Raw genomic sequence first — 11128 nt, 5'->3', positions numbered from 1 at the left:
CTGAACAACCACGCTCAGGCTCCTAGGCGAGGAGCCTGAGGCTGAAAGCCGATTACTCGTCTTCCAGTTCGATGTTGATACCCAGCGAGCGGATCTCTTTCAACAGTACGTTGAAGGATTCCGGCATGCCCGGTTCCATACGGTGGTCGCCATCCACGATGTTTTTGTACATCTTGGTACGGCCGTTAACGTCATCCGACTTAACGGTAAGCATTTCCTGCAGGGTATAAGCTGCGCCGTATGCTTCCAGCGCCCACACTTCCATCTCACCGAAGCGTTGGCCACCGAACTGCGCTTTACCACCCAGAGGCTGCTGCGTAACCAGACTGTAAGAACCGGTTGAACGAGCGTGCATTTTATCGTCGACCAGGTGGTTCAGCTTCAGCATGTACATATAGCCTACGGTTACCTGACGCTCAAATTGCTCGCCGGTACGGCCATCGAACAGCGTGATCTGACCGGAGGTCGGGATACCGCCCATTTCCAGCAGTTTCTTGATTTCAGTCTCTTTCGCACCATCGAACACCGGCGTTGCGATCGGCATACCTTTTTTCAGGTTCTCCGCCAGGCGCAGCACTTCTTCATCGCTGAAGGTGTTCAGGTCAACTTTCTGGCAAACGTCGTCACCCAGATCGTACGCTTTCTGGATGAATTCACGCAGTTTGGCCACTTCCTGCTGCTGCTTGAGCATCTGGTTGATCTTCTCACCAATGCCTTTCGCCGCCATACCCAGGTGGGTTTCCAGAATCTGACCGATGTTCATACGTGATGGTACGCCCAGCGGGTTCAGTACGATGTCTACCGGCGTGCCGTTTTCATCGTAAGGCATATCTTCGATCGGGTTGATCTTGGAGATAACACCTTTGTTACCGTGGCGACCTGCCATTTTATCACCCGGCTGGATCTGACGTTTAACCGCCAGGTACACCTTGACGATTTTCAGCACGCCAGGTGCCAGATCGTCGCCTTGGGTGATCTTACGACGCTTGGCTTCCAGTTTCTTCTCGAAGTCGGCTTTCAGTTCGTCGTACTGCTCGGCCAGCTGTTCCAGCTGGTTTTGCTTCTCTTCGTCGGTCAGGCCCAGTTCCAGCCAGCGATCGCGCGGCAGTTGGCTCAGCTTGTCAGCTTCAATGCCGCCGGCAACCAGCACCGCGTGGATACGCGCAAACAGACCGGCTTCCAGGATCTGCAGTTCTTCAGTCAGGTCTTTCTTCGCCTGCTTCAGCTGCATCTCTTCGATTTCGAGCGCACGCTTGTCTTTTTCCACGCCATCGCGGGTGAAGACCTGCACGTCGATAACGGTACCGGAAACGCCGTTCGGCACACGCAGAGAAGAGTCTTTCACATCGGACGCTTTCTCACCGAAGATCGCGCGCAGCAGTTTCTCTTCCGGCGTCAGCTGGGTTTCACCTTTCGGCGTCACCTTACCTACCAGAATGTCGCCGCCGGTCACTTCCGCACCGATGTAGACGATACCTGACTCATCCAGTTTAGAGAGCGCTGCTTCACCCACGTTCGGGATATCGGCGGTGATCTCTTCAGGCCCCAGTTTGGTGTCGCGCGACACGCAAGCCAGTTCCTGGATGTGGATGGTGGTGAAGCGATCTTCCTGGACAACGCGTTCGGACACCAAGATGGAGTCTTCGAAGTTGTAGCCGTTCCAAGGCATGAACGCCACACGCATGTTCTGACCCAGCGCCAGCTCACCCAGATCGGTAGACGGACCGTCTGCCAGCACGTCGCCGCGCTCGATAGGTTCGCCCAGGTTCACACACGGCATCTGGTTGATGCAGGTGTTCTGGTTGGAACGGGTGTACTTGGTCAGGTTATAAATGTCGATGCCTGCTTCGCCCGGGTACATCTCGTCTTCGTTAACTTTGATAACGATACGGGAAGCATCCACGTACTGGATCACACCGCCGCGTTTGGCAACGGCGGTAACGCCGGAGTCAACCGCTACTGCGCGCTCCATACCGGTACCGACCAGCGGCTTGTCAGCACGCAGGGTTGGCACCGCCTGACGTTGCATGTTCGCACCCATCAATGCACGGTTGGCGTCATCGTGTTCCAGGAATGGAATCAGAGAGGCACCAACGGAAACAACCTGCTGGGTGGATACGTCCATATAGTCAACCTGATCGCGGCTGAACAGGCTGGATTCGCCTTTGCTGCGGCAGGTGACCAGGTCTTCCACGAAGCGGCCGTCATCATCCAGGTTGGAGTTAGCCTGGGCGATAACGAAGTTGCCTTCTTCAATGGCAGACAGGTAGTTGATTTCATCGGTAACCACGCCGTCACGCACGCGGCGGTACGGGGTTTCCAGGAAGCCATACTCGTTAGTCTGTGCGTACACGGACAGGGAGTTGATCAGACCGATGTTCGGACCTTCCGGGGTTTCGATTGGACATACACGACCGTAGTGGGTTGGGTGTACGTCACGTACTTCGAAGCCGGCGCGCTCACGGGTCAGACCGCCCGGGCCCAGTGCGGAGATACGACGCTTGTGCGTAATCTCGGACAGCGGGTTGTTCTGGTCCATAAACTGGGACAGCTGGCTTGAGCCGAAGAACTCTTTCACCGCCGCCGAAATCGGCTTGGCGTTGATCATGTCCTGAGGCATCAGGGTGTCCAGATCGCCCAGAGACAGACGCTCTTTCACCGCACGCTCAACGCGCACCAGACCTACGCGGAACTGGTTCTCAGCCATTTCGCCCACGGAGCGGATGCGACGGTTGCCGAGGTGGTCGATATCGTCCACTTCGCCTTTACCGTTACGGATGTCGATGAGCTTCTTCATTACGTCGATGATGTCTTCCTGGCTCAGGATGCCTGAACCTTCGATGTCATCGCGCAGCAGAGAGCGGTTGAACTTCATACGGCCGACCGCGGACAGATCGTAGCGGTCTTCGGAGAAGAACAGGTTCTCGAACAGGCTTTCCGCCGCTTCACGCGTCGGTGGCTCGCCAGGACGCATCATGCGGTAGATCTCAACCAGCGCGCTCAGGCGGTCATTGGTCGGGTCGACACGCAGCGTCTCGGAGATGTAGGCGCCGTGATCCAGATCGTTGGTGAACAGCGTTTCGATACGCTTGTGGCCAGACTGGCTCAGCTTCGCCAGCAGATCCAGCGACAGCTCCATGTTGGCGGCGCAAATCAGTTCACCGGTATTGGTATCGATGTAGTCTTTGGCGACCACTTTGCCCGCGATGTACTCAACCGGCACTTCGATGCTCTGGATATCGTCTTTTTCAAGCTGGCGGATATGACGAGCAGTGATGCGACGGCCTTTCTCAACGTAGATTTTGCCGTTGGCTTCAATATCGAACGACGCGGTCTCACCACGCAGACGCTCTGGAACCAGCTCCATCTGCAGCTTGTTGTCGCGGATTTCGAAAACAACTTTCTCGAAGAACAGGTCAAGGATCTGCTCTGAGGTGTAGTTCAGCGCGCGCAGAATGATCGAGGCCGGCAGTTTACGACGGCGGTCGATACGCACGAACAGGTTGTCTTTCGGGTCAAACTCGAAGTCCAGCCAGGAACCACGGTAAGGGATGATGCGTGCGTTATACAGCACTTTACCCGACGAGTGGGTTTTACCCTTATCGCTGTCGAAGAATACGCCAGGACTACGGTGCAGCTGGGATACGATAACCCTCTCAGTACCGTTAATAACAAAGGTACCGTTTTCGGTCATGAGCGGAATTTCGCCCATGTAGACTTCTTGTTCCTTGATGTCTTTGACCGTACCTTCTGGTGCTTCTCGCTCATAGATAACCAGGCGCAGTTTGACGCGCAGCGGTGCGGAGAACGTCACACCACGGATCTGGCACTCTTTGACGTCGAACACCGGCTCACCAAGACGGTAGCTAACGTATTGCAGCTCCGAATTGCCACTGTAGCTCTGGATTGGGAACACAGAACGGAATGCGGCTTCAAGGCCGTACTGCCCTTCTGGATCTTGCTCGATAAACTTCTGGAACGAGTCAAGCTGGATAGAAAGGAGATATGGTACATCCAACACTTGTGGACGCTTACCAAAATCCTTACGAATACGTTTTTTCTCGGTATAGGAGTAAACCATAGGGTTCCTCAGCTCGCTGAAAAGTAGAACCTCTCTGTCCGTCCGATTAGGACAGTTCATGCAACACTATTTTGTCGACCGGAAAGCGGGAACACTTTCCGCAATACCTCTTGCTATCACTCTTAAACCATTTCATTGCCACTGCCCCCAGAACTCCTGGAGCGCACAGCCGCAGTATATTAAGTCGTCGATAGAAACAAATATTGGGAGGCAAATCCAGCAGCCAAACAGTGTGAAACGCTACTGGCGCCCTACAGCGCAAAAAGGCTGGTGACTAAAAAGTCACCAGCCATCAGCCTAATCGCTTAGGCTGCAACCGGAAGGGTTGGCTTATTTAACTTCAACTTCAGCGCCAGCTTCTTCCAGAGATTTTTTCAAAGCTTCAGCGTCATCTTTGCTCACGCCTTCTTTCAGAGCGGCTGGAGCAGATTCAACCAGGTCTTTAGCTTCTTTCAGACCCAGGCCGGTAGCGCCACGTACTGCTTTGATAACAGCAACTTTGTTAGCGCCTGCAGCTTTCAGGATAACGTCGAATTCAGTTTTCTCTTCAGCAGCTTCAGCAGCACCGCCAGCAGCAACAGCTACAGCAGCAGCAGCAGAAACACCGAATTTTTCTTCCATAGCGGAAACCAGCTCAACAACGTCCATTACGGACATAGCAGCTACTGCTTCCAGGATTTGGTCTTTAGTGATAGACATAACAATTGTTCCTAAGATTCAGAAATAGTTTAAATACGTTAGCAAAGGCTAAGAAAGAGCGGCTTATGCAGCTTCTTTCTGATCGCGCACAGCAGCCAGAGTACGAACCAGTTTGCCGGCAGCGGCTTCTTTCATGGTCGACATCAGGCGTGCGATTGCTTCTTCGTAAGTTGGCAGCGTTGCCAGGCGGTCGATTTGCGCCGCAGGGATCAGCTCACCTTCAAAGGCCGCAGCTTTAACCTCGAACTCTGCATTCGCTTTCGCGAACTCTTTGAACAGACGAGCAGCAGCGCCCGGGTGTTCAGTAGAGAATGCAATCAAGGTTGGACCGACAAACGTGTCTTTCAGGCATTCGAATGGAGTGCCTTCAACAACGCGACGCATCAGGGTGTTGCGAACAACACGCATGTAAACGCCAGCTTCACGACCTGCTTTACGCAGTTCAGTCATTTTACCTACGGTAACGCCGCGGGAATCCGCAACAACCGCAGACAGCGCGCCTTTGGCTACTTCGTTGACTTCAGCAACAATCGCTTGTTTGTCTTGAAGATTTAATGCCATTAGCTTTTTGCTCCTGGATTAGCCGGGGAACATTCCCCGGAACTCACTTCACTTAACCGCTGCCGAAACAGCAGGTTAAGCGGCTTAACACGGTGAGCAGAATCCAGCAAAGACATTCTTTTATAAAAAATTTCTTTAGGCTCTGTCACCGTCTACGCAGGAAAATTAAGTATCTTGCGATACACCTGCGGTCTTGGACGGAGGCCTGGATTAGGCCAGGCTCCAACCGAAAATTCTTCTGTTCCGCCGAACATACGGCAGAACCTTGGGGCATAAGATTCTAGGCGAAAATATACCCCAAGTCAAAGCGATTAATCGTCTAAACGATTAGCTCGCTACAGCAGTCAGGCCGCTCTGATCGATAGCAACGCCAGCACCCATGGTGGTGGAGAGGCTAACTTTCTTGATGTAAACGCCTTTAGCCTGAGATGGTTTCGCTTTTTTCAGCGCGACCAGCAGGGCTTCCAGGTTTTCTTTCAGCTGAGCTGCATCGAAATCAACCTTACCGATAGTGGTATGGATGATGCCGTTTTTGTCGTTACGGTAACGAATCTGACCTGCTTTAGCGTTTTTCACTGCTTCAGCAACGTTCGGAGTAACGGTACCCACTTTCGGGTTTGGCATCAGGCCGCGTGGACCCAGAACCTGGCCCAGCTGGCCAACAACGCGCATTGCATCTGGAGATGCGATAACAACGTCAAAGTTCATTTCGCCTTTTTTGATCTGATCGGCCAGATCTTCCATGCCTACCAGCTCTGCGCCAGCTGCTTTAGCAGCTTCAGCGTTAGGGCCTTGAGCGAAGACGGCAACGCGTACGCTGCGACCGGTGCCGTGTGGCAGAACGGTAGCGCCGCGAACGTTTTGGTCAGATTTACGCGCGTCGATGCCCAGGTTAACGGCAACGTCTACGCTTTCTACGAATTTAGCGGTGGCCAGCTCTTTCAGCAGAGCAACAGCTTCGGTGATGTCATACTGTTTAGTAGCATCAACTTTGTCACGGATCACGCGCATGCGCTTGGTCAGCTTAGCCATCTATTAATCCTCCACTACCAGGCCCATGGAACGAGCAGTACCTTCGATGGAGCGAATCATCGCTTCAACGTCGGAACCAGTCATGTCCGCAGCTTTGGTTTCTGCGATTTCACGTACCTGAGCACTGGTCACTTTACCGACTTTGTCTTTGTTCGGCTTGCCAGAACCAGACTTGATACCAGCCGCTTTCTTCAGCAGTACTGCTGCTGGCGGAGTTTTGGTAACGAAGGTGAAGGAGCGATCAGAATAAACGGTAATAACAACCGGGATCGGCAGGCCTTTTTCAATGCTGTCAGTCTTAGCATTGAACGCCTTACAGAATTCCATGATGTTAACACCTTGCTGACCCAGAGCTGGACCGACTGGCGGGCTCGGGTTAGCCATACCAGCTGCAACCTGCAGCTTAACGTAGGCTTGTACTTTCTTGGCCATTGAAATTTCCTCGTATGGGTAGTATCGCCTCGTCAGAGGCTCCCCGTGTTTTACCTCGCCCAAGCCAATGAGCAAGGCCTCTAAAAACAAAAGGCGCGAAATTATAGTTTAATTTCGCGCCTCATACAAGACGTAAAGCCGGGATAGCTGATGATTAAACGATCAGCCTTTCTCCACCTGGCTGAAGTCCAGTTCTACCGGCGTTGCACGGCCGAAGATGGAAACGGAAACCTTCAGGCGGCTCTTTTCGTAATCCACTTCTTCCACCACGCCGTTAAAGTCAGCGAACGGACCGTCGTTAACGCGCACCAGTTCACCCGGCTCGAACAGCGTTTTCGGACGCGGTTTGTCGCCAACCTGCTGCAGACGGTTCATGATGGCATCAACTTCTTTGTCGCTGATTGGCGCCGGACGATCCGACGTACCACCGATAAAGCCCATCACGCGCGGAACGCTGCGCACCAGGTGCCAGCTCGCATCGTTCATCACCATTTGAACCAGCACGTAGCCCGGGAAGAATTTACGCTCGCTCTTGCGACGCTGACCGCCACGGATCTCAACCACTTCTTCCGTAGGCACCATGACATCGCCGAACAGCTCTTCCATATCGTGCAGTTTGATGTGCTCGCGCAGCGATTGCGCTACGCGACCTTCAAAACCAGAAAACGCCTGAACGACGTACCAACGTTTTTTTGGAGCTTCAGACATTTTTTAGAACCTCAGGCCAGTAATAAACGATACCAGACGGACCAGAACGCCATCCAGCCCCCACAGAATCAATGACATCACGGCAGTTACCGCGGCAACGATCAACGTGGTGTGTAGCGTTTCCTGGCGCGTTGGCCAAATCACTTTACGTACTTCGGTACGCGCTTCGCGCGCGAACGCTACGGTAGCTTTACCTTTGGCCGTCATCAGGGCGATGGCGCCCGCAATAGCAATCACCACAACCACAGCCAGCGCACGCAGCGGCAGGCTGAAATCGCGGTAATAATAGTTACCGACAATAGCCACAACCAACAGAACGGCGACGATTAGCCACTTCATCACTTCCAGGCCGCGCCCGCTCCCTTGAGCCTCGGTATTCGCACTCATAAACCAACCTGTCACTTATGATTCAGAACAAACAACTTTGCCTCGCATTGCGAGGCAAACCAAACCGACTAGATGCTCTTCAAACAGCATTCGGTGTTTTACGCGATGACGTACCCTGTCAATACGCTTTTAAGAGCCCATCTCACCAATGATTATGAACGTAAAATCGCTGATGAGATAGGTTCTAGTTCACAGCGTAGAAAAAGGGCATCAAATGATGCCCTTTTACCGCGTGTCGCGTCAAATGTTATCAGCGATTAAGCGATAACTTTAGCAACAACACCCGCGCCTACGGTACGGCCGCCTTCACGGATTGCGAAACGCAGACCGTCGTCCATTGCGATTGGGTGAATCAGAGTAACTTTCATGTTCACGTTGTCGCCTGGCATTACCATCTCTACGCCTTCTGGCAGTTCGATGGTACCGGTCACGTCAGTTGTACGGAAGTAGAACTGTGGACGGTAGCCTTTGAAGAACGGAGTATGACGGCCGCCTTCGTCTTTGGACAGAATGTACACTTCAGATTCGAACTGGGTGTGCGGCTTGATTGAACCTGGCTTCGCCAGTACCTGACCACGTTCGATTTCTTCACGCTTGATACCACGCAGCAGAACACCTACGTTCTCACCAGCACGGCCTTCGTCCAGCAGTTTGCGGAACATTTCTACGCCAGTACAGGTAGACTTAACGGTGTCTTTGATACCTACGATTTCTACTTCTTCACCAACTTTGATGATACCGCGCTCTACACGACCGGTAACTACGGTACCACGACCGGAGATGGAGAATACGTCTTCGATTGGCAGCAGGAACGGCTTGTCTACAGCACGCTCTGGCTCTGGGATGTAGCTGTCCAGCGCTTCTGCCAGCTCAACGATTTTCGCTTCCCACTCGGCTTCGCCTTCCAGCGCTTTCAGCGCGGAACCACGGATTACCGGCAGGTCGTCGCCTGGGAAGTCGTAAGCAGACAGCAGTTCGCGAACTTCCATCTCTACCAGTTCCAGCAGCTCTTCATCATCTACCATGTCGCATTTGTTCATGAATACGATGATGTAAGGTACGCCTACCTGGCGGCCCAGCAGGATGTGCTCACGGGTCTGAGGCATTGGGCCGTCAGTCGCTGCTACTACCAGGATTGCGCCGTCCATCTGCGCTGCACCGGTGATCATGTTTTTCACGTAGTCGGCGTGCCCTGGGCAGTCAACGTGCGCGTAGTGACGAGTCGGGGTGTCATACTCAACGTGAGAAGTGTTGATGGTGATACCACGAGCTTTTTCTTCTGGCGCGTTATCGATCTGGTCGAATGCGCGAGCAGCGCCGCCGTAGGTTTTAGCCAGTACGGTAGTGATTGCAGCGGTCAGCGTTGTTTTACCATGGTCAACGTGGCCGATAGTACCGACGTTAACGTGCGGTTTTGTACGTTCAAACTTTTCTTTAGACATCGATTGTCCCTCTAAGACACGGATAAATCGGTGGTATCACCACATCAACCAAGCTTAATGCTTGCTGAATTCAGAACAGAAAGAGAATCAGGGGACGAGAAAATAAGAAGTGGTGCTGATAGGCAGATTCGAACTGCCGACCTCACCCTTACCAAGGGTGCGCTCTACCAACTGAGCTATATCAGCACATCTTGGAGCGGGCAGTGGGAATCGAACCCACATCATCAGCTTGGAAGGCTGAGGTAATAGCCATTATACGATGCCCGCATCCTGGAACTCGGCTACCTGATTTTTCTGTAGATATTGGGATGGGGAAAGGACGGTTGGTCGCTGGCTTCCTCACCCTTCGTTTTGTACAGCCTGTAAACATGCTGTGCAAACCGGTTTTCCTTCTTCGCCCGGCACTCATACTGCCTGCCGTGCGGTTTAACCTTGTTGCCAAGATTAAATATGGTGGTGGGGGAAGGATTCGAACCTTCGAAGTCTGTGACGGCAGATTTACAGTCTGCTCCCTTTGGCCGCTCGGGAACCCCACCAGATTTTTAAACTACAAGGTACTTGATGGTGCCGGCTACCGGAATCGAACTGGTGACCTACTGATTACAAGTCAGTTGCTCTACCTACTGAGCTAAGCCGGCATCAAGTGCAGCGCATTCTAGGTAGAGAGCGCGGGCTATGCAACAAAAAAATTGCGTTCTGCGTACTTTCGCTCACAAAACAGCCGATTTTTGCATTTTGCAGCGGATTCAGCTCGCTCCGCGCGCAAATAACCATCAAGTGCCATGACCATTCTCTATAATTTTATCCGTTTTTTGCAAGCCTTGAGCCGATGTTTCTGCCTGTCGGCCGTTTCAGTGCGGTCAACAGGCGGCGCCTCCCCGCCCTTCGATGCTTGCACCACCAAGGGTCACGCCGCCCCATAATGATGCAAGCGCGCAAACGCCTGCGGCCCCGCGAAGGTATCAGCGATGACTCCGTTGGGTTGGCGCGCTTATTGCTTGCATGTTTTACCCGCATTAACCAAGGAGTTGTTGATGAAAATCGTACCGATAAATGCCAGTACGCTGCCGGTCTATCGCAGTGAGTTGGCAGCTCTGCTGCTGGATGCCGTAAAAGGGGGCGCATCAATCGGCTATACCGAGGACATTACGCCAGAAGAGGCTGCCAACTACTTTCACGGCCTGCGCCCGGCTCTGGCAAAAGGCGATCTGCTGTTATGGATTGCCAGAGACGAAAGCGGCGTTACCGGCTGCGTACAGCTGGAACTGTGCCAAAAACCCAATGGACGCAACCGTGCAGAGGTCCAAAAACTCCTGGTGCACAGCCAGGCGCGTCGTAAAGGCATCGGCCGTACCCTGATGAAGACCGTGGAAAATACGGCGCTGCAGCAGCAGCGTGGCCTGCTCTATCTCGATACGCAAGCCGGCAGCGTAGCCGAATCGCTGTATCGCGCCATGGGATATCACTGCCTCGGAGAACTGCCGGACTACGCCGCCACGCCCGACGGTTATTACCACCCTACCGTGATTTATTATAAGCGCCTGTTCGCGGTCAATCCTGCCTCCCGCTCCCTGGCCAGCTGAGCCTCACGCGGTATCATTGCCTGATGATACCGCCATGCAACGCACGCATTCACAAGTGCGCGCCCGTTCGCACAATTACCATTCTCTCAGCGTAATCAGCAACAAAGTTGAAAAAAGTCTACGCCAAAAACGAAGCTGTCTATAATATGCAGCTTGTTTATTATCTGGAGTTGGCGTCCGGCGCCTTTCCCAACCTGCGTTAA

At 53.2% G+C, this 11128-nt stretch carries 9 protein-coding genes and 4 tRNA genes; 1 reads left to right on the top strand and 12 read right to left on the bottom strand.

What is annotated here, in order from left to right:
* Positions 1 to 52 precede the first annotated feature (52 nt).
* The 12 genes from rpoB to D781_RS01155 form a co-directional block, all read right to left on the bottom strand.
* On the bottom strand, positions 53 to 4081 hold the full coding sequence (gene rpoB, locus D781_RS01210; RefSeq protein ID WP_015344226.1) for a DNA-directed RNA polymerase subunit beta: 4029 nt from the start codon (positions 4079 to 4081) through the stop codon (positions 53 to 55).
* A 330-nt stretch (positions 4082 to 4411) separates the two neighbouring features.
* Positions 4412 to 4780, bottom strand: coding sequence for a 50S ribosomal protein L7/L12 (gene rplL / locus D781_RS01205; RefSeq protein WP_015344225.1), 369 nt, complete (start codon positions 4778 to 4780; stop codon positions 4412 to 4414).
* Positions 4781 to 4843: 63 nt separating this feature from the next.
* A complete protein-coding gene (gene rplJ / locus D781_RS01200) occupies positions 4844 to 5341 on the bottom strand; it encodes a 50S ribosomal protein L10 (RefSeq protein ID WP_015344224.1) in 498 nt (165 codons plus the stop codon).
* A 327-nt stretch (positions 5342 to 5668) separates the two neighbouring features.
* The gene (rplA, locus tag D781_RS01195; protein ID WP_015344223.1) at positions 5669 to 6373 is read right to left on the bottom strand and encodes a 50S ribosomal protein L1; all 705 of its coding nucleotides are present in this window, start codon (positions 6371 to 6373) and stop codon (positions 5669 to 5671) included.
* A gap of 3 nt (positions 6374 to 6376) precedes the next feature.
* Positions 6377 to 6805: a 50S ribosomal protein L11 gene (rplK, locus tag D781_RS01190; RefSeq protein WP_004089458.1), complete on the bottom strand. Its 429-nt coding sequence runs from the start codon at positions 6803 to 6805 to the stop codon at positions 6377 to 6379.
* A 162-nt stretch (positions 6806 to 6967) separates the two neighbouring features.
* Positions 6968 to 7513 carry a transcription termination/antitermination protein NusG gene (nusG, locus tag D781_RS01185; RefSeq protein WP_015344222.1) on the bottom strand — a complete coding sequence of 182 codons (546 nt, stop codon included), beginning with the start codon at positions 7511 to 7513 and terminating at the stop codon, positions 6968 to 6970.
* 3 nt (positions 7514 to 7516) lie between these two features.
* Complete coding sequence (gene secE, locus D781_RS01180) at positions 7517 to 7900, bottom strand: preprotein translocase subunit SecE (RefSeq protein WP_015344221.1); 384 nt, start codon at positions 7898 to 7900, stop codon at positions 7517 to 7519.
* 257 nt (positions 7901 to 8157) lie between these two features.
* Positions 8158 to 9342, bottom strand: coding sequence for an elongation factor Tu (tuf, locus tag D781_RS01175; RefSeq protein WP_015344220.1), 1185 nt, complete (start codon positions 9340 to 9342; stop codon positions 8158 to 8160).
* 110 nt (positions 9343 to 9452) lie between these two features.
* Positions 9453 to 9528: transfer RNA gene (locus D781_RS01170), tRNA-Thr, on the bottom strand.
* Between the two features lie 6 nt (positions 9529 to 9534).
* Positions 9535 to 9609 (bottom strand) — tRNA-Gly (locus tag D781_RS01165).
* A 184-nt stretch (positions 9610 to 9793) separates the two neighbouring features.
* Positions 9794 to 9878: transfer RNA gene (locus D781_RS01160), tRNA-Tyr, on the bottom strand.
* Positions 9879 to 9904: 26 nt separating this feature from the next.
* Positions 9905 to 9980: transfer RNA gene (locus D781_RS01155), tRNA-Thr, on the bottom strand.
* A gap of 396 nt (positions 9981 to 10376) precedes the next feature.
* Here D781_RS01155 and D781_RS01150 point away from each other — a divergent pair.
* Positions 10377 to 10925 carry a GNAT family N-acetyltransferase gene (locus tag D781_RS01150; protein WP_015344219.1) on the top strand — a complete coding sequence of 183 codons (549 nt, stop codon included), beginning with the start codon at positions 10377 to 10379 and terminating at the stop codon, positions 10923 to 10925.
* The last annotated feature ends 203 nt before the right edge of the window (positions 10926 to 11128 follow it).

Source organism: Serratia sp. FGI94, assembly GCF_000330865.1.
GTDB classification, from domain to species: Bacteria; Pseudomonadota; Gammaproteobacteria; order Enterobacterales; family Enterobacteriaceae; genus Serratia_B; species Serratia_B rubidaea.
This window is presented reverse-complemented; position numbering and strand designations above follow the sequence as displayed.

What these genes read in the sequence shown, in the direction of transcription:
- rpoB (WP_015344226.1), bottom strand. Translation starts at nt 4,081, where the DNA reads ATGGTTTACTCCTATACCGAGAAAAAACGTATTCGTAAGGATTTTGGT.
- rplL (WP_015344225.1), bottom strand. Translation starts at nt 4,780, where the DNA reads ATGTCTATCACTAAAGACCAAATCCTGGAAGCAGTAGCTGCTATGTCC.
- rplJ (WP_015344224.1), bottom strand. Translation starts at nt 5,341, where the DNA reads ATGGCATTAAATCTTCAAGACAAACAAGCGATTGTTGCTGAAGTCAAC.
- rplA (WP_015344223.1), bottom strand. Translation starts at nt 6,373, where the DNA reads ATGGCTAAGCTGACCAAGCGCATGCGCGTGATCCGTGACAAAGTTGAT.
- rplK (WP_004089458.1), bottom strand. Translation starts at nt 6,805, where the DNA reads ATGGCCAAGAAAGTACAAGCCTACGTTAAGCTGCAGGTTGCAGCTGGT.
- nusG (WP_015344222.1), bottom strand. Translation starts at nt 7,513, where the DNA reads ATGTCTGAAGCTCCAAAAAAACGTTGGTACGTCGTTCAGGCGTTTTCT.
- secE (WP_015344221.1), bottom strand. Translation starts at nt 7,900, where the DNA reads ATGAGTGCGAATACCGAGGCTCAAGGGAGCGGGCGCGGCCTGGAAGTG.
- tuf (WP_015344220.1), bottom strand. Translation starts at nt 9,342, where the DNA reads ATGTCTAAAGAAAAGTTTGAACGTACAAAACCGCACGTTAACGTCGGT.
- D781_RS01150 (WP_015344219.1), top strand. Translation starts at nt 10,377, where the DNA reads ATGAAAATCGTACCGATAAATGCCAGTACGCTGCCGGTCTATCGCAGT.